Here is a 23,817-nt window from a genome sequence, read left to right on the forward strand (position 1 = left end):
ACGCGGTTCCGGGACACCGGATCAGATACACCGCTGTCAATCCGCCGGCACGCGATCTCGATCGCGTCACGGAACTCGCCCGTAGTCACGACATCGTCATCACGATCGGGGCAACCGACACGCTACAGCGACTCCGCGACCGAGACTACAACGGTCAGATCTGCGTCCGTGTCAACCCCGGTGTCGGTGCTGGACATCACGAGAAGGTCACGACTGGCGACGCGCCCCAGTTCGGAATCCCCTACGACCGAGTTCCTGACGTGTGTGCGTCGATCCGAACGGAGATGTCCGCGGTCGAACTCGTCGGCATTCACGCCCACGCTGGAAGCGGGATCTCGGGGGATGATCTCTCGACCCACCGGGAGCTGGTTCGACGGATGGCCGCGCTTGGCAGACGGGTGGGCGGACTCGACTTCGTTGCTGTCGGTGGGGGGTTTGGCGTTCCGTACGACCCCGATGAGCCGCCGCTCGATCTCGACGCCGTGGCAGCGGCCACACGCGAGGCGTTCGAGCGCTGTGACGCACAACTTGCGATCGAGCCGGGACGGTATCTCGTCGCTGACAGTGGGGTGCTCCTGACAACCGTGACGACGGTGAAGCCGACGCCAGAGACGACCGTCGTCGGCGTCGACGCTGGAATGACAACGTTGCTCCGACCCGCGCTGTACGGAGCCCTCCATGAGATTCACAGCCTCGCTCCGGACGGGGATGCTCGGCCATCCCGGTCGTGTCTCGTCGCCGGACCGATCTGTGAGACTGCAGATGTGCTCGATCGGGATCGATCACTGCCCGATCCACAGCTCAGTGACGTGCTGGCAGTCGGAAACGCCGGGGCGTACGGCTACGAAATGGCCAGCCAGTACAACTCACGGCCGCGACCGGCTACTGTCTCGCTGGCTGGCGATCGCATTGCACGGCGGGAGACGATCTCTGATCTCACCCGATTGGAACGATAGCTGAACGATTGAGAACAAGTACCACAATTAATTCGACTGAATATGATTCACGTAGAAAAGTACCATGGAACTGGAAACGATTTCATCGTTGTTGATGCCGCGCTCACCGTCCCTGATCGTCGCGCGTTCGCCACCAAATACTGCGACCGCGAGACCGGAATCAGTCAGCCTGACGCGGAGGCGATCGGTGCGGACGGTGTCTTATTCCTCGCATTAGAAGAACAGTACTCTCCGCCACGGGTCGTGATGACGCTCGTCCAACCAGACGGGAGCGTTGCGGCGATGTGCGGAAACGGCGTGCGGTGTGCAGCGGCGTGGGCCGCCGAAAAAACAGGGTCAGACGAGCTGATGATCGATACGCTCGCGGGGACCCGTCGGGCGACGGTCGGGGATGACACGGTTCGCGTCGAAATGGGCCAACCGTCGTTTGATCCCGATACGGTCCCCATAACGGAGGAATCGCCGCTCGTCGAGGCGTCGGTCGACGAACTCACCGTAACGGCCGTCAACACGGGAGTACCACACGCAGTGGCGTTCGTCGAGGACGTAGCGGCTGTCGATCTCCAGCGCGTCGGTCCGTCCGTTCGCAACGCGCCGGTGTTTCCGGAAGGTGCGAACGTGACTATCGCTTCGAGAGACACCGAACGAACGGACACCGTTTTCGAACAGCGCACGTTTGAGCGGGGCGTCGAAGACGAAACGGCGTCCTGTGGTACGGGCGCGGTCGCAGTCGCTGCGGCAGCGCGACGACTCGGACGCATCGACGGCAACGAATCGGTCACAGTTCGTCCCGACGGCGGCACGCTCGAAGTGACGGTTTCGGCCGACGAGACGACGTTATCGGGTCCTGTTACCCGGTCGTTCGCGACTGAGCTTCCCGTCACCGAACCCCGCCGAATCAGCTGATGGCGTTCGATCCACTGGCGTTTCACGAGCGAGCGGTCAAAACGCCGTCCGACGAATCGTCGGACGCGATGCGGGAGCTTGTGGTGGAAACGCTGCGTGAGCAGGGCGCGGAGCCGACGATTGACGGCGCGGGCAACACGCTGGCGGAAACGTCTGGCGCGGCGTCCGGACCCCACCTCGTGTTGAACACGCATCTCGATACGGTTCCGCCCCACGTTCCGTTTCGTCGAGACGGGTCGATCGTGTACGGGCGGGGCGCTTGCGACGCGAAAGGGCCGCTCGCTGCGTTGGTCGCCGCGTTTCTCGCGACCGATCCCGACCGCGGACGGCTCACGCTTGCTCTCACGCCCGACGAAGAGACCACGTCGGCTGGCGCGGCTGCGCTCGACCTCGACGGAGACGGTTACATCGTCGGTGAGCCGACCGGTCTCGACGTGTGTACCGCCGCGAAAGGCCGATTCGAAGGGACAATCACGATTCACGGAACGAACGCCCACGCAGCCGATCCGGCGGCAGGCGTGAATGCGGTCGCCGCCGTCGAGGATGTGCTGTCTGCGATCCGCTCGTTCGACCGACAGCGAGGACCCGACACCCACGCTATGCTTGGGAGACCGACGCTCACGCCAACTGTCGTTCGCGGTGGAGACGCCGTGAACCAGATTCCCGATCGGTGTACTATCACCGTTGATCGGCGGAGCGTCCCCCCCGAAACGGCTGCGGGGTTCGAGGCGGCTCTGAACGATCATCTCGTGGAACAGACCGACGCCGATTGTGAGTTTTCGCTCACCGACCGCGAGACGCCGTTTCTGGAGGCGTTCGCAACACCCGAGGAAAGCGATATCACCGCGGCGGTAACGGCTGCCGGTGGCGGGGAGCTGCGACCGTTCACGGCGGCGACGGAGGCGTCCTACTTCGCTCCTGCCCCGACGGTCGTGTTCGGTCCCGGTGTGCTCACCGACGAAGAAGGGGCCGTCGCTCACGCCGACCGGGAGTACGTCCGCCAACCGGCGATCGAACGGGCCGCCGACATCGTTCAGAACGCGCTCGGATCGCTGCTCGGATCACCGAGCTGATCGTTCTCCGGGACCAGCAGCCACCCGTGAGTGAACGTACACGCCGAGATACCCACCGATCGCGCCGAGAGCCGCGTTGACGATCAGTCCCCCGATGAACACGATGAACGCAGTGAGCAACCCCAGCCCGACCAGCGAATCGGGCACGAACACGAGGGCGGTTCCAACGATGGGTAGCAACACCGCGATCGGAAGCGACGCGATACTGCCTGAAAGCGCGCCGACTGTCGGACCGTTCGTCTGCTCTAGGTACCCGGCGACACCGCCGCCGAGGATCGGACCCACCGGACCGATGACGAACCACGAGACGGCCGTGATGACGGCACCAATGAGGGCGTTGACTATCATTTCTACATAATAGATCGTGGATGAATAAGCGTCTGGTGGGTGAAAGACGTATCAGCGAAAGAGTTCACTGAGAGCGCTCGTCTCCGAATCGGACTTCCGGTAAAACTCGGAGTAGCCACACTCCACACACGAAATGACCAAAAAACGGTTCGTTTGACCACCGAACAGTTCTGACAGTCCGCTCTCGGTCATCGAAACGGTTTCACGGGCTGTTTCCCGGTGACCACATTTCGGACAGCCGTCGTTCATCGTATCGTCTAAATCCACGCTTGAAACAACGACCCCGCACAGTTACTACTTTTCCACCGACGCGGCGAGATCCCTCGCCTGACCGGTGTACGCTGTGGGAGCAAGCGCGTGGAGTTCCTCCCGAACATCCTCGCTCACGTCGAGTTCGTCGAACAGTTCGTGGAAATCCTCGATCGTGACGCGTTGACCACGGGTCAGATCTTTGATGAGTTCGTACGCGTCTTCGTGTCCCTCCCGACGGAGGATCGTCTGAACCGCCTCACCGATGATTTCCGGGGTCGATTCCAGTTCCTCGCGCATGACTTGCTCGTTCGGAACGATCTTTTCGAGACCGGTGTTGAGCTTCGTGTACCCGATGTGACAGTGTGCGAATGCGGTGCCGATGTTGCGCTTGACGGTCGAATCCGAGAGATCGCGCTGGAGCCGTGAAGAAGTGATATACCCTGACAGAAACGAGAGATCGGCGTTAGCTTTCGAGAGATTCCCTTCACTGTTTTCGAAATCGATCGGGTTCACCTTATGAGGCATCGTCGAGGAGCCGGTTTCGCTGGCCGTCGCTTTCTGCCCAAGATAGCGATCGCTGACGTACAGCCAGATGTCTCGGTTCAGATCGAGCAGAATGTCGTTGATCCGCTGGAGCGCGTCGAACAGCGCCGCGAGATCGTCACACGGGTTGACCTGCGTCGCAAGCGGGGTGTGAGCGAGTCCGAGCGACTCGACGAACGACGCAGCGAACGATTCCCAATCCACGTCGGGGTAGGCGACGTGGTGGGCGGCGTACGTCCCACTCGCGCCCGCCAGCTTCCCCGACAGTTCGACGGCGTCCAACGCGCTGACTGCTCGGCCGAGTCGGGCGGCGTACACCGCCATCTCCTTACCGAACGTGGTCGGCGTCGCGGGCTGGCCGTGGGTTCGAGCGAGCATCGGGAGATCGCCGTGCTCGTGAGCGTGTTCGACCAACGCGTCTCGAACGGTGGTGAGATCCGGGTGGAGCACCTCCGACAGCGCACCCGCGACGAGCAACCGGTGGGCGAGGTTGTTCACGTCCTCGCTTGTGAGACCGAAGTGAATCCACGGCCCGTACTCGGGAACCGACTCGCGGATGAAATACTCGACCGCCTTTACGTCGTGGTTCGTTGCGGGGAACTCACCGTAGCCCTCAGTCTCGATCTGCTTGATCAGCGCCGCGCTGTCGGTGTCGAACGATTCGTACAACTCCCGCAGCGCCGTGCGGTCCTCGCCGTCGATCGATAGCGGTGTGGCGTCGAGATCCGCGAGCGCGATGAGATATTCGACTTCGACGCGAACGCGTGCCCGCATGAGTCCTGCCTCGCTCGCGTACGGCGACAGTTCCGACGTGGTGGACGCATACCGGCCATCGAGCGGCGAAACGGCTGAGAGAGCGCTTTCCATACCGGATCTGGGAAGAGCCACCGAAAAAGCGTGTCGAACCCACGCCCTGCCGTCCGCGAATATATACATACTTGTGCATATCTTTGCCGAACATACGAGCCGATAATACACGACCCTGCTGATGGATCGATATTTCTTTGCCGTCCCGACTCCGCGTGATGGATATGGTACGCATCGCCGGAATGGCCAGTAACCGTGGACGGAATCTCCTGAACATCGCTGATCGTGCACCTGGTGGTGCCACGTTTTCGGTGATCCTCACGAACGACGCCGACGCTCCAGTGCTCGCGGACGCTGCGGACAGAACGATACCGACCGAAGTCGTCGAACGGGAAGCGAACGAGTCCCGCGACTCCCACGAGCGACGACTCCTCAACCGGCTTAGGGAGTACGAGGTGGATCTCGTCTGTTTGGATGGATATATGCGTGTACTAACAGGAACGTTTCTGGATGAAGCGCCATTGACGTTGAACGTCCACCCTTCGTTGCTCCCCTCGTTCAAAGGGATGGATGCGTGGACCGACGCACTCGACGCCGGCGCTCGAATGACGGGCTGTACGGTGCACGTGGTCACCGAGGAAGTCGACGGCGGTCCCATCGTCACCCAGGAACCGGTGGCGGTGTATGAGGACGATACGACCGCAGAGCTGAAAGACCGCGTGCTGTATGAGGGCGAGTTTGCCGCCTATCCTCGGGCCGTTAGGGCGGTCGCAGAGGACCGGCTCACGGTCGAGGACGGCACTGTCCACGTCGAGGGCGACGAACGACAGCAGTTTCCTCGCCGCCGACTCGACACCGGCGATCGTGTCGCCTCACTCCGGTATGGCGAGAATCCCCATCAAGACGCCGCTCTGTACGCGGATCCCACCTGTGATGAGGCGAGCGTGGCACACGCCGAGCAGTTGAACGAGGGCGCGAAGGATCTCTCATACAACAACTACAACGACGCCGACGGCGCGTTAAATCTCATCAAGGAGTTCGAGGAACCAGCAGCGGCCGTCATCAAACACACTAATCCGGCTGGCTGTGCGACGGCAGACACGCTTGCGGAGGCGTACACCGACGCGCTCGCCACCGATCCGATGAGCGCGTTCGGTGGGATCGTGGCGCTGAATCGGGAGTGTGACGCGTCTACCGCAGAGCAGATCATCGATTCATTCAAGGAGGTCGTCATCGCTCCCGACTACACTGAGGAGGCACTCAGCGTCCTCTGCTCGAAAGAGAACCTCCGAGTGCTCAACGCGGGGACTGCATACAATCGAACGGAGACACTCACCGAAAAGCCGATCGTTGGCGGGCGACTCGTCCAAGAGCGCGACCGACAGCGACTCACCCGCGACGATGTAGAGGTCGTCACTGAGCGAACACCGACTGATGAGCAGATCGAGTCGATGCTGTTCGCGTGGTCGGTCATCAAACACGTCAAATCCAACGCCATCGTGTTCGCGGATGGTACCGAGACAGTCGGGATCGGAATGGGACAGGTGTCCCGCGTCGATGCCGTCCGACTCGCGGGCATGAAAGCCGACGAGCACGCCGAAAACAAATCCGCGGACGGAGCCGTAATGGCCTCTGACGCGTTTTTCCCCTTCCCGGATGGGATCGAAGCCGCAGCCGACCACGGCGTCGAAGCCGTCATCCAACCAGGTGGATCGGTCAACGATGACGACGTGATCGAGACCGCCGACGAACTGGATATGGCGATGGTGTTTACCGGACAGCGGTGTTTCAGACACGACTGAAGACGAACCAGAGATCTATCAATATATAATTAATAATATGAATATACAGATAAAATAAATTTAAGTTTGTGTAATTATACTATCTAGTAGCTATGTCTACTGGTGCCGAGAACCACACCGATACAGGGGGATCGAACGGTGCGGACGGCGGGACGGTGACTCGCCGTCGAGTATTGAAATCCGGTGTCACAGCGATCGTCGGGGTGGTCGGTGTGAGCGGACTGAGCGGGGTAACAGCAGCAGGTGATGGGGAGTGTCCGTACTCCTACCCGAGCGCTCCGTCGTGGCTCGGTGAAGTGCGACCGGAGGCGGGAACCTTCCACGAGTGGCCGTGGGCTGCGGAGAACCTCACCATCTTCATCCACGGCTTTACGAACCAGAACGGTGGTCGGAGCTACGCGTACGAGATCCACCAGTACCTCTCAACCCACGGCTACGGCGGATCCGTCACGACGTGTAATTGGGACGCTGGCGATTCGTGGGACGAGTGGTATTCAGCGAAAAACCACTCGATCGAGGCCGGAGCAGCTCTCGCCGGACTTCTCGACGCCAACGGACTGACAGGGGACCACGGCGTCACCGTGAACCTGGTTGCCCACTCGCTGGGTGGAAAGCTGGCGCTCGAATGTGTTCGAGAACTCCAGACAACGTACGGTCGATCGATCAATTCGGTCAACCTGTTCGGGGCTGCCGTGTGGGACGAACAGCCCGGCGAGCGGTTTTACGACGGCATCCTGTACGGCACGAACGAAACACACAACTACTACAGCGAAAACGACGACACACTTGGCGACATCTATCAGGCAGCCGAGTTCGGCCGACACGCCTGTGGGTACACCGGTGGAGCGGGCGGCGAACCAGGGAACTGGTACGACCACGATCTGACAGCACGGATCGACCACCATTGCCAGTATATGGATTCTGCCGACGGCTGTGTTGCAGACATCACCGACGATCTTGGCTGAAACAATTGGTGTTAGTATTCTCATAGAAAATTTTACAAAAAATGATTCACGGGAACGTATAATTACACTGCCGTTCAATAGAATATTACATGTTACTCGCAGGTACTACCGACGGCGTGTACAGGATTTCGGACAAAGAGACGTTCGAATCCGAGCACGTGCTGGAAACCGATCGCGCGATGCGCGTCCGGACGTTTGATTCAGTCGGAGGCGCGTTCGCGGCAACAAAATCCGGATTGTATCATTCGCTGGATGGCACCGACTGGATTGAGCTGGGCGTTCCGAGGGCGGAAGTGTACTCCGTCGCCGTGAGTCCGTCCGGAAACCGTCTGTACGCCGGGACGCATCCCGCGCACATGTACGTCTCCACGTCGTTCGCTCCGGAGTCGGACGATCGGGCGTGTGAATGGGAAGAGCTTACGGGGTTTCAGGAGTTGCCCTCTCGAAGCGAGTGGCACACGCCGCGCCACCGTAACGAGGCGCACGTCCGGAGTTTAGGGGTCCATCCCGAGACGCCTGAGCGCCTCATCGCTGGCGTCGAGGTCGGGGGTGTCCACGTCAGCGAGGATCGTGGCGAAACGTGGGATGAGCGTCGCATCGCGTTCGACGCGCGCCACAGCAACGACGTTCACCACGTGCTCCTTCTGGGAAGCGATCGATACGTCGCTTCAACCGGGAGCGGGCTGTATCGCACGACGGACGCGGGCCACTCGTGGACGCGGATCGACGACGCTGTGGACCACAGCTACTTTCGAGAGGCGTTCACCGCTGACGGGCGGCTGTACGCCGCAGCGGCCCGTAATCCACCACCGACGTGGGGTGGCGAACTCGGACCAGACGCCGCGCTGTTTGAATCGAGCGACGACGGCGACTCCTTCGAGACTGTTTCCTCCCCCGGCGGGCCGAACGAGTTCGTGCTGGCGTGGACCACCGACGATGAGTCCGTGTATGCCGGTACACGCGGCGGATACGTCCTCCGGCGAGCTGAAGGCGAGTGGACAGAGGTGGGGCAACTGCCAGTCTCGATCCGATCGCTGACCCGCCTGTAGGCGGGTGATGTGTCCCACAGCAACGGCGGCACCGACCGTACGCCGAAAACCGACGAACAGGAACGTTCTTTTCTGCGCCACTCGTCTCCACAGCTGTGACGACGTGGATCGAAGCGAGCGGCGGGCGTGAACGCGGCGTGACCGGTCTCGTGCGCGCGTGGGTTGGTGTACTCATGGCCCCCCGCCGGTTTTTCCGCTCGTCTATCTCGACCGGTGATCAGGCACCAGGACTTACGTTCGCCATCGCGGTAATCCTGCTCCACGCCGCGCCGCGAATTCTTCCGATGACCGAGCAGTCGCTCTCGATGCGGGTGCTCACGCTCTTGCTAGTCGTGGTGTTTCTCACTCCGATTGTGTTACACCTCTGTGCCGCGCTCGAAACCATCGCCCTTCTTGGCGTGGCTAAAGACCGTGCCGGGGTGAGTCAAACGGTGCAGGTGATCGGCTACGCCGCCGCACCGTGTGCCCTGTCGGGTGTGCCACTGACCGCGCTGTGTGTCGGAATGGCCGGGCTATGTGTGGTATCAGCCGACCTGATCGCACTGTTGTGGCTGGGCACCGCCGTCTACGGCGTCGTGCTGTTGGCGATTGGAACGGCCATCGTCCACGACACCTCGATCCCGCGCGCCGTTGTGGTGACCGCCGTTCCGTCGTGGATCATCTTCGGCTACGGCTTCCGAGGGATACACGCGCTCGAACTGCTCGGTGCCACCAGCGGACTGTTCGGCTAAGAGCTTCGTGTCCGACCGCGTTGTGGTGCCGGCACGGTGTTGGCAGGAAAGAGATTCCGACAACCGTTTCAAGCCGGGACGGTTCGTATTCATATGAGCGAGCAGATCGTCACCGGTGACTCCTTGGAGGATCAGATCGGCAATCTCCACAAGGAGGATGTCGTTCTCGATTTTGCCGGGACGCGACCAGATCAACTCATCGTTGACTGTTACTATCGCGGTACTGTCGATGGCTATGCCGACTTCGGCATCTTCGTGAATCTTGGAGATCACGTTACAGGTCTACTACACCGGAGTGAGCTCCCTCGCCGGCTCGAAAGTCTCAGTTGGGAGGAAGGCGACACCGTGTACGTACAAGTAACGAACGTTCGTGACAACGGAAACGTCGATCTCGGGTGGTCGCTTCGCAACTCCGCCCGCGAATTCCGAGGCGAGTACGTCCACGATCCCGAAAACACGCTTGATCCGGAAGAGGTCGACAGCCAACTCGAACAGTCAGCCGATGACAGCAACGGCAGTGATTCAGACCAGCAGACACGGACGGACGCCAACGACGACCGCCCGGACACGGAGATCCCAGAGAATGACTTCGAGCGCGGAGGATCTCCCTCGGAAGCGGTACCGGAGAACGGGAGCGTGTCGTCCGATCTCAATCGAACTGAGATCGGACAGCTGAAAGAAGGGATCGGTGATATCGTCCGTCTGGAAGGACTCGTTACCGAAGTCCGTCAGACCAGCGGACCGACCGTGTTCTCGGTACAAGACGAGACCGATGTCGTCGACTGTGCGGCGTTCGTCGGTGCTGGTGTCCGTGCGTATCCGGAAGTCAACACCGGGGATTACGTCCGTCTCGTCGGGGAGGTTCGGGAGCGACGCAGTGAGCTGCAGGTCGAAACCGAGCAACTCGACGTGGTAACAGGCGAGGACGCAGAAACGATCGTCAATCGGATGGACGACGCCATACAAGCCGAAGCAGAAGTCGAGCCGACGGAGCTGCCCGCCCCAGACGACGCCGTGGAATCAGTGATCGACGCCGTCCGAGAGAGCGCAACGGCGATCCGGCGGGCCGTTATCGAGTCTCGACCGATCGTAGTCCGCCACCAGACGAGCGTCGACGGCTATCTCGCCGGTGCTGCGCTCGAACGAGCGATCCTTCCCCTCATCGAAGACGAACACACAGCGGCCGACGCCGTGTACCACTTCTTCGATCGCCGCCCGCTCGACGGGGCCTACGACATGGACGACGCGACGAACGACGTCACCGCTATGCTCGGCTCTCGTGACCGACATCAGCAGAAACGACCGCTGTTCGTTTTCGCAGCCACGGGGAGCACGAACGACTCGTTCGACGGACTCGAATTGCTCCAAATCTACGACACCGATGTGGTCGTTCTGGACAGCGCGCCCGGCGACGCGGACGTACAAGAGACAGTCAACTCCGTGGTGAATCCAGCCCTGGTCGGGAACGGTGAGCAAACGAGTACCACTGCGATCGCCACGGCGATCGCTGTCCACGTCAATCCCGACGTTCGTGCGGAACTCACTCATCTTCCGGCAGCGAGCTTCTGGGAAGATGTCCCGGAGATGTACACCGAACTGGCGCGTGCGGGTACGCACAGTCATAGCCCATCGGACACGGAAAACCTCCGAGAGGCCATCGCACTCAAAGCGTACTACCAGTCCTACGACGGAAAGCGGGAGCTGATTTCCGATCTCCTGTTCGAGGAATCGGTGTCGAAAGGCCTCACTGAGCAGGTGAGTGAACAGTTCCGTGAGAAGCTCGCGAAAGAGGTCCAAACCGCAGAAGCGAACCTCGATCGTCGGAGCGAAAACGGAGTCGCGTTTGCCGTCCTCGATACCGACGCGTTCACCCACCGCTTTGATTTCCCGCCCACGGAACTGCTGCTCGATGCGATCCATCGGCGCAACCGTGACGGCACGTTTGTCACGCTCGGCGTCGATACGGACAAGATCACGATCCGGAGCACCACGCCGTTCGACCTGTCCGACGTTGTCAAGCGACTCCAAGACGACGTTCCGAGCGCCGGCATTACGCCGCGCGACGGTCACAATCGGATCGGATTCGTGGCAGGAGAACGGGATCGCGTAGTTGAAGCGATCTACGACGCGATCGCTGCCACGCTTCAACAACCACAAACGAGCTAAGCGACGAAAGAACCGTCCGCTTGTTCTCGAACTACTCGTTCATCAACCGCTGTACTCGATCGTCCCGGTCCACTCGTCGTACCGGTCGTCGAATTCGTGATCCACGTCGTACAGCGTCACGCGAACCGACAGCGTGCCGGCGTCGAACTGGTCGAGCGCGTCCGGATGGACGTTGAGCGTAAACGTCCCGTTCTCGCGGAAGTACGCGTCCTGTCGAGTGACGAGTTTGTCGTTGATCTCCACGGTGAAGTACGGTTCACCGTCCACGTCCGGCGTGGGATCGACGTTTTCCATCGACGTGTTAGCGTTCACTTGGACATCGAAGTCGGTGTAGCCGTTCCCGTCAGACCCGTTCTCCTTGTTGATGAACTCAGCGCCGTTGATCCGGTCTCCAAGTTTGTTTTCCGGGTCTCGGGGTGGCTCTGGTTTCGTCCACGTCTCCGGTTGGCTCGGTGTCGAGGCTCCCGGAGCCGTTTTGACGACCTGTGTCGGCTCCGTCGTCTCCACCGGCTCTGTTGTCTCCACCGGCTCTGTCGTGGTCGTCTCCACTGGCTCCGCCGTTGGGGTCGGTGACTGATCGCCACCTCCTGTCAATGATCCTATGCTACTACAACCAGCCATCAACACGGCGACGATGAGTGCGAGGGCGGTTAGGCGTTGTGCGTTCACAGTTGTGCGAAACAGGTCAGAATGAGATAACTGTTGGGAATTGGCTGCTGACTGGGTTGTTGTCTTATCTTTGGCTCAGAACGTGTCCGTCGAACCGCAGGCACTTATTCGTGGATCACCACGTACCAGTAGATGAGTACGCACCCGACCGAAACCGACGCGTTCGAGCGGGTTTGTGAGACGCTGATCGACCGAATCCTTTCGGGGGAGGTCGGACGCGAGGATCTCGAAGCCGCCAAGCTTGAGGCGTGTTCGGAACACTCCGCGCCGAAAGTGCCGAAAAACTCCGAACTCCTCGATTTCGCCGGTCAAGACCGTCGTGAGGAACTCGAACCGGTTCTTCGTCGCAAACCAGTCCGAACGGTTTCGGGTGTCTCACCGGTTGCGATCATGACCTCGCCGCATATGTGTCCCCACGGCAAGTGTCTGTACTGTCCCGGTGGTCCGGCCTCTGAGTTCTCCTCTGCACAGAGTTACACGGGCCACGAGCCTGCTGCGGCTCGGGGGGTCCAAAACGACTACGATCCGTACGGCCAAGTCACGCTTCGGCTCGAACAGTTGCGCAAGATCGGCCACCCGGTGGATAAGGTTGAACTCATTCTGATGGGTGGGACGATGACCGCCCGGTCACACGACTACCAGGAGTGGTTCGTCAAGCGCGCGCTCGAAGCGATGAACGACTACGACGTGGAAAAGGAACCAGAGCCAGCTGAGGGCGTGAGTTTTGCGCAGGATCCAGAGGAGCACGAGTTCCGGTATCTCGAAGACGTTATCTCCGAGAACGAAACCACGGACGTGCGAAACATCGGTACTACGTTCGAAACCAAGCCCGACTGGTGTGATCCCGAGCAGATCGACCGGATGCTCGCACTTGGCGGAACGAAGGTCGAACTCGGCGTTCAGACCACCTACGAGCGCATCAACCGCGAGATGCATCGGGGCCACGGGATTCAGGCCTCGATCGACGCTAACCGCCGCCTGCGCGATTCCGGATTCAAGGTCGGCTTTCACATGATGCCCGGCCAGCCCGGAATGACGATGGAGATGTGCCGGGAGGACTTCCGGCAACTGTTCGAAGATCCGGCGTGGCGGCCCGACTACCTGAAGATCTACCCGACGCTCATCGTTAAGGACACGATTACCTACGACATGTGGCAACGGGGAGAGTACGAGCCACTCACCAACGAGGAGGCGGCCCAACTCGTCGCGGAGATCAAATCACGGATTCCCAAATACACCCGGCTTCAGCGCGTCCAGCGTGACATTCCTGCCGACTTCATCGAGGCGGGCGTCTGGAAGTCGAACCTCCGACAGCTCGCCCGCCAGCGGATGGACGACCACGGTTGGTCGTGTGATTGTATCCGGTGTCGGGAGGTCGGCATGAACGACGCGACACCCGACCGGATTGAGCGCGACGTGCTCACCTACGAGTCCGGCAGGGGTACCGAGCATTTCATCAGCTACGAGGATCCCGATAATGATCTTCTCATCGGGTTCTGCCGGCTCCGGTTCCCGGCCGATACGACCCGCAAGGAGCTACAGAACGCGGCACTCATCCGGGAACTGCACGTGTACGGTAACGAGGTCGGTATCGGTCGGGACGGCAGCGAAGAGTACCAACACCAAGGATACGGCCGGAAACTGCTTGAACACGCAGAACGCATGGCGCGCAACGAGGGCTACGACAAGCTCAGCGTCATCAGCGGCATCGGCGTTCGACAGTACTACCGGCAGAAACTGGGCTACTACCAAGACGGACCGTACGTCTCAACGCGGCTGTGAGAGTCGAAACAACGCTTAGACCGTCTTCGGGTTGTGAACGTCGAGCTCGGGAACGCGGTCGAAATCGCGGCCTGCCGCGACGACAGTCGCGTCCTGGTGTCTGGCTGTCCCGGCGATGAGTATATCTAGTTTGTTAATGAGGTTGCCACGATCGGCCAGTGTAGCGTGGATTGTCGCGGCTTCTTCTGCTGCATCACCATCGAACGGGGTAACAGGAATGTCAGCAAGCTCGCGGCGAATCTTGGGGGATGCGTTCAGCCTAAATGAATCATATACAATGTATCATAGTGAAATAAGACGAGTTTCGGATAGTTAGTGTTTGATCGCCCGTGAAGATTAAACGTGACAGGTGGATATCTCTCATGATGCGATGTCTCCGTGAGGACCTCTGGTTGCTCGAACTCGGTTGGTCTGCACCGCTCGGTTCGAACGCGTATCTGATCGACGACGGGATCGATACGGAGACCGGTGATCAGTCAGGGGGAGACGTGACGCTGATCGACACGGGCTACCGATACAACCGCCGATCGTTGGAGGGAGAACTCGAAGCCGCCGGATACGTTCCTGACGACATCGACCGCGTGTTGCTCACCCACTACGATCTCGATCACACGTGGGGATTGGATAGCGTTTCCTTCGACTGTCCGGTGTATCTCGGTGAGCGCGACGTTGCGCTGGTTGAAGGGACGTGGGATCCGCCGATCACCCATCACAAAGGGCTGTTCCACCGGGCTGCTCGGCAACTGTTTTCGTTGCCGGCCGACATCGACCTCCACGGCGTGAGCGACGAACAACAGATCGGGCGGTTTACCGCGTATCACACTCCGGGACACAATCCGGGTCACACCGTCTACATCCACGACGCCGGCGTGGCCTTCCTCGGTGATCTCCTCTGGGAAACCGATGGGGAGCTGACAACACCGTTCTGGGGCGACTCATACGACATGCGACAGCTCCGCGAGAGCGTTCGGGACCTCGCATACCGGTGTCCACCGTTCGGTGTCGCTTGTATCGGCCACGGAACACCGATCACCGATCGGGGTTACGAGCGACTCCAAACGCTCGCTGAGGAGGTGTGAGTGAGCGATGTAAGCAGCCCTCAATCAGTCGATTTCGCATACGACTATCTCCCCGGCGCTGGTAGGTCCGTCGTCGTGGTCTCTGTAGAAGGCGTTCGTGAGTGGATCATGGATCGACATCCCACCGTGTTGCTTGTGGCAGGAGCACTCCTGTTCACGCTCAGTACCGTCCTCACCGTTGCTTTTCTCGAGTGGATATCCACACCGCTCGCGAACAGCGGTGTGAATCTCCCGTTCTGGTTGGCTATTCTCGGTCCGTCGCTCACGACTGCTGGACTGTATCCTACGCTGGGTGTTCCGATCGTGAGCAGGAGATACGACGATCCATTGTACCGGTGGGTTGTCGTGCTACAGGCGGTGTACGGACCGTTCGTCCTGCTTACCGTAGCCTTCATCACGGAAGTCTTCATCGTTCATCTCTGGCAACTATTCGTTTTCGGTGAAGTCAAACCGAGCTGGGCACACGTTGTCTTCCTCTTTTGTGCGATCCCCGCCGCGTTCGTGGGTATCTGGGGCGGACTGGTGTGCTACTGGCTTTGGACCGCCCGTTCTGAATAGCAGGAAGCGATGGAGCGACATCCTCCCCAGTGAATCAACCACCGTCAACAATAACATCGATTAGCGATCTCTCAAACAGTAGCTACCCTTTGTATTCAGGTGATTACTGCATGGTTATTAGAAATAGAAGTAGGTCGTACGTTTTTATCGATCGCCTCGAAAGATCTACCAACCGATGAGCACCCGTCGAGTTGCCGTCGTCGGTGCCGGTGTCGCCGGTGCTGGCGTCGCCTACGCCTTACGGAACGCGCCTGCTTCAGTCACAGTGTTCGAACGCACCGATCGGATCGGCGGGCGGGCAGCGACCCACACCGCCCACGGCTACACCTACGATCCCGGGGCGAACTACCTCAAAAACGACGATCCCGCTGTTGTAGATCTCATCACGGAGACGCTTGACACCGAGGGAGTGATCGACATCACGGAGCCGGTGTGGACATTCACCGAGGATGGGACGATCACGTCCGGCGACCGGGACGCGCACAAATGGAACTACGAGGGCGGCATCGCAGAACTCTCCCGGCGACTGTTCGAGGCAAGCAACGCCACTATCGTTCAGAACACCGCCGTTACCGAGATCGACCGCGACGATGGGGAGTGGACGCTCGTTGGCACACAATCACTCGGAACGTTCGATGTGGTGGTGCTCACGCCGCCAGCACCGCAAACAGCGTCACTCCTTGCGACCGTCGACTGGAACGACGACGGCTACCGAGCACTCCGCTCGGCCGTTGCGACGGTCGAGTACCGTCCGATCCACACGGTCGTGTTGGGGTATCCGTTCGAACTCGACGTGCCGTACTACGCACTGGTTAACACCGACCGAAACCACGAGATCGGGTGGCTCTCTCGGGAAGAGTGCAAACCGGGGCACGTCCCTGCGGGTGAATGCCTGCTGGTGGTTCAGATGGCCCCCGACTGGTCGGCACAACGGATCGACGATCCTGACGCGTCGGCAATCGACAATGAGGTTGCCGATCGAACGGCACAACTGCTCGATGACGAACGGTTACGAGCCCCCAACTGGACCGACACTGTCACGTGGTCTCACGCGCTTCCCGATTCAGGCGTCGCCCCCGATATCGAGCCGGAACCGCGCCAGCACGTCGAGCGCGAGGGACTGTTTCTCGCTGGTGATTGGGTGACTGGTGCGGGACGCATCCACCGGGCGCTGGGCAACGGTATGGCGATAGGACAGCGCATCAGTCGGTAGCGTCGGTTCCTGCGGTGAACAGAGCGACATCCCTTTTCGCGTGCTCCGACTGTGCTCGGTATGGACCAGAAACGCGAGTTGAGCAGCATCGATCTCGCGGCGCTCGTCACGGAGCTTCGGGCCTACGAGGGTTCGAAGGTCGATAAGGCGTATCTCTACGACGATTCGCTGGTGCGGCTCCGGATGCGCGATTTCGATCGAGGACGCGTCGAGCTGTTGCTCGAAGTTGGTGATCCAAAGCGACTCCACGCCGCCGATCCCGAGACCGTTCCAGACGCACCGGGTCGACCGCCGAACTTCGCCATGATGCTCCGAAACCGGATCTCGGGCGCTGATTTCGCCGGTATTGAACAGTACGAGTACGACCGCATCGTCACCCTTCGGTTCGAACGACCAGACGGCGTCACGCTCGTGATCGCTGAGCTGTTCGGTGATGGGAACGTGATCGTGTGCAACGCCGACTACGAAATCATCGACTGTCTGGATACGGTTCGGCTCTCTTCGCGGACGGTCGTCCCCGGTGCCCAGTACGAGTATCCCCAATCGCGGTTCGATCCCTTGACCGCGAGCGAGGACGCGTTCTATCGACAGATGGAAGGGTCAGACACCGACATCGTCCGCACGCTCGCAACCCAGCTCAACTTCGGTGGGTTGTGGGCCGAAGAACTCTGTTCGCGGGCCGATGTCGAGAAAACGAAACCGATAGCCGACGCTAGTGACTCGGAGTATGCGGCGCTCTTTCGGGTGCTGACGGACCTCCGAAGCACGCTCGCGGATGGAGCGTTTGAGCCGCGTGTCTACTACGAGGATGACGCGCCAGTCGACGTGACGCCGATCGCGCTCCGTGAGTACGGGGCGCTCGAAACCGAGCGGTTCGACAGCTTCAATGCGGCACTCGATTCGTACTTTCTCGGACTAGATGAGGCTGAGACTGCCACGGGTACCGAACCCGAACGCCCCGACTTTGAGGCTGAGATCGAGAAGTTCGAGCGGATCATTGAACAACAACAAGGCGCGATCGAGGACTTCGAGACAGAGGCAAATCAAGAGCGACGCAAGGCAGAGCTGTTGTACAAACGTTACGGGCTGGTTGATGAGGTGTTGTCAGCGATTCAGAACGCCCGCGCTGACGATCTCCCGTGGGAAACGATCAGAGAGCGGTTCGAAGAAGGCACAGAACGAGACATCCCGGCCGCCAAAGCCGTACAGTCAGTCGATGGGTCCCAAGGAACAGTGACGCTTGATTTAGCGGAGGCGACCGTTACGCTCGATACGACGATCGGTGTCGAGAAAAACGCCGACCAGCTCTATCAGGACGCAAAGCGGATCGAAGAGAAACGGGAGGGTGCACTCGAAGCGATCGAGGAGACACGCGAGCAGCTCGCAGCTGTCCAACAGCGGCGTGAGACGTGGGAAGCAGGCGACGACGACACCGAGGAAGAGACCGAGGAGACGACGCCCGAACAGTGGCTTTCGGAGCCGTCGATTCCGGTCCGACGCGACGAAAAATGGTACGAACGCTTCCGGTGGTTCCACACGAGTGATGGTTTCCTCGTTATTGGCGGGCGCAGCGCGGATCAGAACGAGGAGCTGGTGAAAAAGTACATGGAAAGCGGTGATCTGTTCTTTCACACCCAAGCCCACGGCGCTCCCGCGACGATTCTGAAAGCGACCGGACCGAGCGAGGCGGCCAAGGATGTCGAGATCCCCGAGCAAAGCCGCGAGGAAGCCGCCCAGTTCGCAGTGTCGTACTCCTCGATCTGGAAGGACGGCCACTACAGCGGCGACGTGTACATGGCAACACCTGATCAGGTGACGAAGACACCCGAGAGTGGCGAATTCATCGAGAAAGGATCGTTCGTCATTCGAGGTGAACGGACGTATTACCGCGATACCGCCGTCGGCGTCTCCGTCGGGATCACCTGTGACCCACAAACGCGTGTCGTCGGGGGTCCATCCGCCCCGATCGAAGCCCAGACCGTGACGAACGTCGAGCTTGAACCCGGGCGATACGCCCAAAACGACATCGCAAAGCTCGTCTACCGAGAGTTCCGCGATCGATTCGAAGACGAAGCGTTTGTCCGGAAGGTAGCAAGCCCAGATCTGATTCAGGAGTTCTGTCCTGCTGGTGGGAGCCGCATCCACGAGGAGTAGCAGTGGCTCCGATTCAACGGAACCAGAACGTCGTATCCGACAGTATATACTGCCTGATGGATTGGTCCCTGTATGTTCGAAAAGCGATCGTGGATTCGGTTACCCCGCAACGTGGTGATCGGCCACGGAGTGATCGAAGAGACAGGGCAGATGCTGTCAGAGCTTCACCTCTCGGGAACGCCGCTCATTGTAACGAGTTCGACGCCGAAAGTGATCGCAACTGATCGAGTCACCGAACAGTTGGCGTCCGATCCGCCGGTCGAACTCGTCGAAACGGCGCGGTTCAGCTCGGTCGAACACGTCATCGAACGCGCTCAGGCGGAAAGCGCCGGATACCTCCTCGGGATCGGCGGCGGCACGGTGATCGATGTGGCCAAGATGGCTGCCGACGAGTTGGGTGTCGGATTCGTCTCCGTGCCGACCGCAGCGAGCCACGACGGCATCGTCAGCGGACGAGGATCAATTCCGGAGGGAACGACCCGCCACAGCGTCGCAGCCGATCCACCGCTTGGTGTGATCGCTGACACGGCCATCATCGCTGAGGCCCCCTGGAAGTACACGACTGCCGGCTGTGCGGATATCATCAGCAACTACACCGCTGTTCGAGACTGGCAGCTCGCTGCCCGGTTGAAAAACGCCGAGTACTCCGAATACGCCGGCGCGCTCTCGCGGATGACCGCGGAAATGCTCGTCGGAAACGCGGATTCGATCAACCAAGGTCTCGAAGATTCGGCGTGGATCGTGATGAAGGCGCTTGTTTCTTCGGGGGTTGCGATGAGCATCGCAGACTCCTCACGCCCAGCCAGCGGAGCCGAACACCTCATCTCTCACCAACTCGATCGGATCGCAGAGGACACTGCGCTGCACGGTCATCAGGTCGGCGTCGCAAGTATCACAACAGAGTATCTTCACAGCGGTCAGGACGGGAATTGGCAGAACGTTCACGACGCGCTTTCGAACATCGGCGCGCCGACGACGGTCGCAGAACTCGGTCACAGCGCTGAGGACTTCACCGAAGCGATGACCACTGCTCACGAAATCCGCGACCGCTACACCATTCTCGGAAACGGCGTCAGCGAAGCTGCCGCACGCGAGGCCGCACGAGTCACGGGCGTAATCTGATCGTACTACTCTAACAAGGGATGAGTGGTCGCCACCTGTGTGTTTGACGCGTGCCAACTCGCACAGTCCGCTGGTTCACCCGTCTCATACACGGCCTCAAACGACACAGACAGCCGATAGACAGGATCACGATCCGGTGTGGTGGTGTCGTGTACGGCGACGATGTTGGCACTGACGAGATCCACCACGTGACAGGAAATCCCCGTCCGCTCTCGGACAAGGCGACGCGCAGCGGTTTCGATCGCGTCGTCGTCTACGTCGATCAGGCCGTGGGGCGTCCGCTCGACATCATCGGTTTCACACACCAACACCCCGTCGTCGCGGTGCACCGTCACGTCCACCTCGACGGTTCCGTGTTCGCTGCGCTGTACGACGCGTTCATACGTCTCCCGGTCAACACTTACCGAAGACTGATGGATGGAAAACGAATCATACGCATCCTGAAGCGTATTTAACACTTCCGTCACCTGCTGTTGTGTCCGACCGGTCACCATGACCGTCGGTTGAACACTGCTGTGACATAAGTCTTGTAGATATAGTTGTATACACGACCACAAATGTTGTTTTATACAGCGGGTTGGTTTGTTATCGTATCGAAAATAATGAACATGGGCGTCAATTAGTTTCGTTTAGCCAGTTGTGAAGCGTCGGGAGCGACGCGACCACGCCGAGACCGAGCGCGAACACACAGCCCGCGTAGATACTGAGCATCGACGTTGTGCCGTACAGGGGATTGATCGACAAGGGGGCGAACGGTTGGATGTCCGTATACAAGATCGAATCAAGCGTGACGTGGAGCCACGTTCCCGTCACGCTTGCCAGCAGGACGGCACCGACGGAACCGGGTCGGGAACTGATTCGGTCCATTACGGCCGGTCGCCATCGGGCACAGACGATCACGCCGCCAGCGAGCACACCAGCGAGCAGGGTCGCTCCGAGATACGTGTGTAACGGTCCGTGGATCCGTCCGGAAAGCACGTCGAAGAACACGAGCGTCGCTCGGCTGTCGACGATCACGTTCGCAATGAGAAACGTCACGAAGTCGAGCCGGCGTCTGAGCGGCACGCCGAACAACAAAGCGGGACCAAAGTGGAACGGTGTGAACGGCATATCCGACGATGTTCGTGAATGAAGAAAATCGTATCGGTAGAGATACCTTTTCGTTCAGTCGGCGGGTGAGACAGGCTCTTCGCCAACATCAGGGCGTTTCACGTCCCGATCGGCCGTTTCACCCGGAATGTCGTATGGGTATTCGCCGGTCACACACCCCAAACAGAGATCCTCTCGGGCTGTGTCCAGTGCGCGCGCGACGGCGTCGATCGAGAGATACGCGAGACTGTCCGCACCGATCTCCTCGCAGATCTCCTCGACACTGCGATCGGCGGCGATGAGTTCCGATCGGCTCGCCATGTCGATTCCCATATAGCAGGGCGCAACGATCGGCGGCGCACCGATGCGCATGTGGACAGCTTCGGCACCGGCTTCCCGGAGCACCTCAACCAGCTGGGTGGACGTGGTTCCCCGGACAATGCTGTCGTCGATGAGCGTGACAGTTTTTCCCTCGACAGTGCTTTTAATGGGATTGAGTTTCAGTCGGACCGCGCGTTCACGGGCATCCTGTGTGGGCATGATGAACGTCCGGCCGACGTACCGGTTTTTCATTAGCCCTTCCGCGAACTCGACACCATCGGCAACCTCGGCATACCCCCCAGCAAACGCCCGTCCCGAGTCCGGAACCGGCATAACGACATCCGACTCGATGCCCGACTCCTCCCAGAGCTGGCGACCCAACTCGCGTCGGACTTCATACACCAAGTTGTCGTCGATAACCGAGTCTGGTCGGGCGAAATACACGTGCTCGAAAAAACAGTGAGCACTGTGTGTCCGATCGTCGAGTTGGTAGGAGGTGTACCCTGTGCCATCAGGATCGAGGCGGATTAGCTCACCAGGACGAACGTCCCGGATCAGCTCGCCGTCGAGCGTGTCGATGGCGGCGCTCTCGCTCGTCAACACGTAGCCGTCCTCAAGCTTTCCTAGACAGAGCGGACGGTTGCCGTCTGGGTCGCGGACGCCGACGACGGCGTCGTCGTGGATGATCGTTAAGGCGTATGAACCATGAATCCGGCCCATCGTCTGCCTGACAGCCTGAATGAGACCACCATCGAGGAGGTTCCGGGCAAGATCGTGGGCGATCACTTCCGTGTCGCCGTCGGAGGTGAACGCGTGACCCTGTGCGGCTAACTCATCGCGGACAGCGTCGGCGTTGATGAGGTTACCGTTGTGAGAAAGTCCCAACGAACCGCTTTTGAACGACACTGAAAACGGCTGTGCACAGCAGGCGTCTACACTGCCTGATGTCGGATATCGAACGTGGCCAATCCCGACGGTGCCGTGTAGTTCTTCGAGTGCTTGTTCGGTGAACGCATCACCGACGAGTCCCATCTCGACGTGATCGTACTGTTGGAATCCATCGTGGGTAACGATGCCGGCGGACTCTTGTCCCCGGTGCTGTAATGCGTACAACGCGTAGTAAAGCGGATTGGCGGCGCTCCGGTCTGTAAGCGACATCCCGACAACGCCGCATTTCTCATGCATTGTCGTATTGATGGTGTGGTATGCCCGTCGCCTTGTGCGTTCGGATCGCGTGGGCGTCGTAAGAGTAGTTAGTCCTCAGCCTTGGATTGCCACGCGTAATCGCGTCGCTTCGCTGACTCCCCGAACCCACACGCGGCGCACACCTTCTTTTTCACGTGGTAGGACTTCTCCCCACACCGACGACACCGAACGTGTGTCGTTTTGTTCTTCTTTCCTTGGCTAGGGGTTCCCGCTCCAGTCATGTGTTGATGGAAACGACGTTATCGCCGCGTATAACGGTTGTGTCTTCATCTGATTCGACGACGAGATTCATGTGTTGATCGTAGCCGGTCAGTTCGCCAGTGAACGTCTCTCCGTCTTTCAATGAAATCGTCACAGCGGTGCCAAGTGATTCTTCCAACACATCCAGCGGTCGTCCAGCCATATTCCTTTCGCCTCGCTCCTCTGTCTTAAGCCCACCGAGTGCAATCGAGATCAGTGTGGATCACAATCATGTCATACGATTCCACAGCCATGCCGTGTTATTTGTTGAGTGTTCGCACGCCGTCTGTTTGGGTACCCACAGCGCCGAGTAGCGCTGCGATCGCGTCGAGATCGTCGGTATCGATGAGTTCGACCGGCGTGTGCATGTATCGATTCGGGAGACCGACGTTGAGCGACGGCACGCCGCCGTGGGCAGCATAGAAGGCGTCGGCGTCGGTTCCGGTGGCGCTGCCAGCGGCTTGGAGTTGGACATCGATCCCTTCCGTCTCAGCGATGTCCCGTACGTGTTCGACAAGACGCGGGTGACATCCTTCCCGCCGTAAACGGCGGGGCTTCCCCTACGAGGGGAATCCGGGGTGGCAGGTTTCAGTCCGAGTAGGCCGAGAGCGTCATCTGTCCGGTTCTCGGACTCGTCTCTCGGTGGACCGTGGCGGTGTCACTACCGCTCCCGTCCTGTGGCGAGTCATTGCGTCCGGGTTCCCAACGGACGCTCTCTCCCCACGGGTTGACACGACCGGCGATGTTCGCCGCCGTCGCCAGATTCCACCGGAATCTGGCTGCCCG

General features: G+C 60.0%; 24 protein-coding genes and 2 pseudogenes. 14 read left to right on the top strand and 12 right to left on the bottom strand.

Features of this window, described 5'->3' with window-relative positions; genetic code table 11:
• The 3 genes from EIK79_RS03745 to EIK79_RS03755 form a co-directional block, all read left to right on the top strand.
• Window positions 1-956 (top strand): type III PLP-dependent enzyme domain-containing protein (locus tag EIK79_RS03745; RefSeq protein ID WP_124953808.1); only part of this gene is annotated, 956 nt, incomplete at its 5' end.
• Window positions 957-998: 42 nt separating this feature from the next.
• Window positions 999-1,862: a diaminopimelate epimerase gene (dapF, locus tag EIK79_RS03750; protein WP_124953809.1), complete on the top strand. Its 864-nt coding sequence runs from the start codon at window positions 999-1,001 to the stop codon at window positions 1,860-1,862.
• Entirely contained in the window at window positions 1,862-2,935 is a 1,074-nt protein-coding gene (locus tag EIK79_RS03755; protein ID WP_124953810.1) for a M20/M25/M40 family metallo-hydrolase, read from the top strand. The genes dapF and EIK79_RS03755 overlap by 1 nt, the downstream gene beginning before the upstream one ends.
• Here the strand turns inward: EIK79_RS03755 and EIK79_RS03760 are convergent.
• From EIK79_RS03760 to purB, 3 genes are read right to left on the bottom strand one after another with little or no spacing between them, the layout of a single operon-like run.
• Window positions 2,924-3,283, bottom strand: a complete 360-nt coding sequence (locus EIK79_RS03760; protein WP_124953811.1) for a DUF5518 domain-containing protein — start codon at window positions 3,281-3,283, stop codon at window positions 2,924-2,926. The two genes, EIK79_RS03755 and EIK79_RS03760, sit on opposite strands and share 12 nt — an antisense overlap.
• A gap of 51 nt (window positions 3,284-3,334) precedes the next feature.
• The gene (locus EIK79_RS03765) at window positions 3,335-3,550 is read right to left on the bottom strand and encodes a zinc ribbon domain-containing protein (protein WP_233737925.1); all 216 of its coding nucleotides are present in this window, start codon (window positions 3,548-3,550) and stop codon (window positions 3,335-3,337) included.
• A gap of 27 nt (window positions 3,551-3,577) precedes the next feature.
• Window positions 3,578-4,945: an adenylosuccinate lyase gene (gene purB / locus EIK79_RS03770; protein ID WP_124953812.1), complete on the bottom strand. Its 1,368-nt coding sequence runs from the start codon at window positions 4,943-4,945 to the stop codon at window positions 3,578-3,580.
• A gap of 164 nt (window positions 4,946-5,109) precedes the next feature.
• On the opposite strand from purB, the gene purH reads away from it, so the two are divergent.
• The 5 genes from purH to EIK79_RS03795 all read left to right on the top strand — a co-directional run bounded on the left by purH (window position 5,110) and on the right by EIK79_RS03795 (window position 11,598).
• Entirely contained in the window at window positions 5,110-6,687 is a 1,578-nt protein-coding gene (gene purH, locus EIK79_RS03775; protein ID WP_124953813.1) for a bifunctional phosphoribosylaminoimidazolecarboxamide formyltransferase/IMP cyclohydrolase, read from the top strand.
• Window positions 6,688-6,779: 92 nt separating this feature from the next.
• Window positions 6,780-7,652, top strand: a complete 873-nt coding sequence (locus tag EIK79_RS03780; protein WP_124953814.1) for a DUF726 domain-containing protein — start codon at window positions 6,780-6,782, stop codon at window positions 7,650-7,652.
• A gap of 89 nt (window positions 7,653-7,741) precedes the next feature.
• A complete protein-coding gene (locus EIK79_RS03785) occupies window positions 7,742-8,701 on the top strand; it encodes a WD40/YVTN/BNR-like repeat-containing protein (RefSeq protein WP_124953815.1) in 960 nt (319 codons plus the stop codon).
• Window positions 8,702-8,796: 95 nt separating this feature from the next.
• Entirely contained in the window at window positions 8,797-9,432 is a 636-nt protein-coding gene (locus EIK79_RS03790) for a YIP1 family protein (protein WP_124953816.1), read from the top strand.
• Between the two features lie 93 nt (window positions 9,433-9,525).
• Window positions 9,526-11,598, top strand: coding sequence for an OB-fold nucleic acid binding domain-containing protein (locus EIK79_RS03795; protein ID WP_124953817.1), 2,073 nt, complete (start codon window positions 9,526-9,528; stop codon window positions 11,596-11,598).
• A 42-nt stretch (window positions 11,599-11,640) separates the two neighbouring features.
• Here EIK79_RS03795 and EIK79_RS03800 read toward each other — a convergent pair whose 3' ends face one another.
• On the bottom strand, window positions 11,641-12,267 hold the full coding sequence (locus EIK79_RS03800) for a hypothetical protein (RefSeq protein ID WP_124953818.1): 627 nt from the start codon (window positions 12,265-12,267) through the stop codon (window positions 11,641-11,643).
• Window positions 12,268-12,399: 132 nt separating this feature from the next.
• On the opposite strand from EIK79_RS03800, the gene EIK79_RS03805 reads away from it, so the two are divergent.
• Complete coding sequence (locus tag EIK79_RS03805; RefSeq protein ID WP_124953819.1) at window positions 12,400-14,049, top strand: tRNA uridine(34) 5-carboxymethylaminomethyl modification radical SAM/GNAT enzyme Elp3; 1,650 nt, start codon at window positions 12,400-12,402, stop codon at window positions 14,047-14,049.
• 15 nt (window positions 14,050-14,064) lie between these two features.
• On the opposite strand, the gene EIK79_RS19205 is transcribed toward EIK79_RS03805, so the two are convergent.
• Entirely contained in the window at window positions 14,065-14,328 is a 264-nt protein-coding gene (locus EIK79_RS19205; protein ID WP_124953832.1) for a type II toxin-antitoxin system VapC family toxin, read from the bottom strand.
• 86 nt (window positions 14,329-14,414) lie between these two features.
• Between EIK79_RS19205 and EIK79_RS03815 the strand changes: the two genes are divergently transcribed.
• From EIK79_RS03815 to EIK79_RS03835, 5 genes are all read left to right on the top strand, one after another.
• The gene (locus EIK79_RS03815) at window positions 14,415-15,128 is read left to right on the top strand and encodes an MBL fold metallo-hydrolase (protein ID WP_233737927.1); all 714 of its coding nucleotides are present in this window, start codon (window positions 14,415-14,417) and stop codon (window positions 15,126-15,128) included.
• Window positions 15,129-15,686 (top strand): hypothetical protein, encoded by a 558-nt coding sequence (locus tag EIK79_RS03820; protein WP_124953821.1) that lies wholly within the window; start codon window positions 15,129-15,131, stop codon window positions 15,684-15,686.
• Between the two features lie 175 nt (window positions 15,687-15,861).
• Window positions 15,862-16,899 (top strand): NAD(P)/FAD-dependent oxidoreductase, encoded by a 1,038-nt coding sequence (locus tag EIK79_RS03825; protein ID WP_124953822.1) that lies wholly within the window; start codon window positions 15,862-15,864, stop codon window positions 16,897-16,899.
• A 60-nt stretch (window positions 16,900-16,959) separates the two neighbouring features.
• Window positions 16,960-19,053: a ribosome rescue protein RqcH gene (rqcH, locus tag EIK79_RS03830; protein ID WP_124953823.1), complete on the top strand. Its 2,094-nt coding sequence runs from the start codon at window positions 16,960-16,962 to the stop codon at window positions 19,051-19,053.
• Between the two features lie 72 nt (window positions 19,054-19,125).
• Window positions 19,126-20,175, top strand: a complete 1,050-nt coding sequence (locus EIK79_RS03835; RefSeq protein ID WP_124953824.1) for an NAD(P)-dependent glycerol-1-phosphate dehydrogenase — start codon at window positions 19,126-19,128, stop codon at window positions 20,173-20,175.
• A 5-nt stretch (window positions 20,176-20,180) separates the two neighbouring features.
• Here the strand turns inward: EIK79_RS03835 and EIK79_RS03840 are convergent, their stop codons facing one another.
• From EIK79_RS03840 to EIK79_RS17920, 7 genes and pseudogenes are all read right to left on the bottom strand, one after another.
• Window positions 20,181-20,669: an NUDIX domain-containing protein gene (locus EIK79_RS03840; RefSeq protein WP_124953825.1), complete on the bottom strand. Its 489-nt coding sequence runs from the start codon at window positions 20,667-20,669 to the stop codon at window positions 20,181-20,183.
• 121 nt (window positions 20,670-20,790) lie between these two features.
• A complete protein-coding gene (locus EIK79_RS03845; RefSeq protein ID WP_124953826.1) occupies window positions 20,791-21,285 on the bottom strand; it encodes a hypothetical protein in 495 nt (164 codons plus the stop codon).
• Window positions 21,286-21,339: 54 nt separating this feature from the next.
• Window positions 21,340-22,770: an amidophosphoribosyltransferase gene (gene purF, locus EIK79_RS03850; protein WP_124953827.1), complete on the bottom strand. Its 1,431-nt coding sequence runs from the start codon at window positions 22,768-22,770 to the stop codon at window positions 21,340-21,342.
• Window positions 22,771-22,838: 68 nt separating this feature from the next.
• On the bottom strand, window positions 22,839-23,012 hold the full coding sequence (locus EIK79_RS03855; RefSeq protein WP_124953828.1) for a 50S ribosomal protein L37e: 174 nt from the start codon (window positions 23,010-23,012) through the stop codon (window positions 22,839-22,841).
• Complete coding sequence (locus tag EIK79_RS03860) at window positions 23,009-23,194, bottom strand: LSM domain-containing protein (RefSeq protein WP_124953829.1); 186 nt, start codon at window positions 23,192-23,194, stop codon at window positions 23,009-23,011. The genes EIK79_RS03855 and EIK79_RS03860 overlap by 4 nt, the downstream gene beginning before the upstream one ends.
• A gap of 97 nt (window positions 23,195-23,291) precedes the next feature.
• Window positions 23,292-23,558 (bottom strand): annotated as a pseudogene (locus EIK79_RS03865) (M42 family peptidase); the annotation flags it as partial.
• Between the two features lie 61 nt (window positions 23,559-23,619).
• A pseudogene (locus tag EIK79_RS17920) lies at window positions 23,620-23,817 on the bottom strand (RNA-guided endonuclease TnpB family protein); the annotation flags it as partial.

Source organism: Halocatena pleomorpha, from assembly GCF_003862495.1.
Taxonomy (GTDB): domain Archaea; phylum Halobacteriota; class Halobacteria; order Halobacteriales; family Haloarculaceae; genus Halocatena; species Halocatena pleomorpha.

Excerpts from the sequence above, each read along its gene's own strand:
- EIK79_RS03845 (WP_124953826.1), bottom strand. The coding sequence starts at position 21,285 with ATGCCGTTCACACCGTTCCACTTTGGTCCCGCTTTGTTGTTCGGCGTG.
- purH (WP_124953813.1), top strand. The coding sequence starts at position 5,110 with ATGGTACGCATCGCCGGAATGGCCAGTAACCGTGGACGGAATCTCCTG.
- purF (WP_124953827.1), bottom strand. The coding sequence starts at position 22,770 with ATGCATGAGAAATGCGGCGTTGTCGGGATGTCGCTTACAGACCGGAGC.
- EIK79_RS03760 (WP_124953811.1), bottom strand. The coding sequence starts at position 3,283 with ATGATAGTCAACGCCCTCATTGGTGCCGTCATCACGGCCGTCTCGTGG.
- EIK79_RS03795 (WP_124953817.1), top strand. The coding sequence starts at position 9,526 with ATGAGCGAGCAGATCGTCACCGGTGACTCCTTGGAGGATCAGATCGGC.
- EIK79_RS03805 (WP_124953819.1), top strand. The coding sequence starts at position 12,400 with ATGAGTACGCACCCGACCGAAACCGACGCGTTCGAGCGGGTTTGTGAG.
- rqcH (WP_124953823.1), top strand. The coding sequence starts at position 16,960 with ATGGACCAGAAACGCGAGTTGAGCAGCATCGATCTCGCGGCGCTCGTC.
- EIK79_RS03815 (WP_233737927.1), top strand. The coding sequence starts at position 14,415 with ATGCGATGTCTCCGTGAGGACCTCTGGTTGCTCGAACTCGGTTGGTCT.
- EIK79_RS03825 (WP_124953822.1), top strand. The coding sequence starts at position 15,862 with ATGAGCACCCGTCGAGTTGCCGTCGTCGGTGCCGGTGTCGCCGGTGCT.
- EIK79_RS03860 (WP_124953829.1), bottom strand. The coding sequence starts at position 23,194 with ATGGCTGGACGACCGCTGGATGTGTTGGAAGAATCACTTGGCACCGCT.
- EIK79_RS03785 (WP_124953815.1), top strand. The coding sequence starts at position 7,742 with ATGTTACTCGCAGGTACTACCGACGGCGTGTACAGGATTTCGGACAAA.
- EIK79_RS03780 (WP_124953814.1), top strand. The coding sequence starts at position 6,780 with ATGTCTACTGGTGCCGAGAACCACACCGATACAGGGGGATCGAACGGT.
- EIK79_RS03755 (WP_124953810.1), top strand. The coding sequence starts at position 1,862 with ATGGCGTTCGATCCACTGGCGTTTCACGAGCGAGCGGTCAAAACGCCG.
- dapF (WP_124953809.1), top strand. The coding sequence starts at position 999 with ATGATTCACGTAGAAAAGTACCATGGAACTGGAAACGATTTCATCGTT.
- EIK79_RS03840 (WP_124953825.1), bottom strand. The coding sequence starts at position 20,669 with ATGGTGACCGGTCGGACACAACAGCAGGTGACGGAAGTGTTAAATACG.
- EIK79_RS03835 (WP_124953824.1), top strand. The coding sequence starts at position 19,126 with ATGTTCGAAAAGCGATCGTGGATTCGGTTACCCCGCAACGTGGTGATC.
- purB (WP_124953812.1), bottom strand. The coding sequence starts at position 4,945 with ATGGAAAGCGCTCTCTCAGCCGTTTCGCCGCTCGATGGCCGGTATGCG.
- EIK79_RS03855 (WP_124953828.1), bottom strand. The coding sequence starts at position 23,012 with ATGACTGGAGCGGGAACCCCTAGCCAAGGAAAGAAGAACAAAACGACA.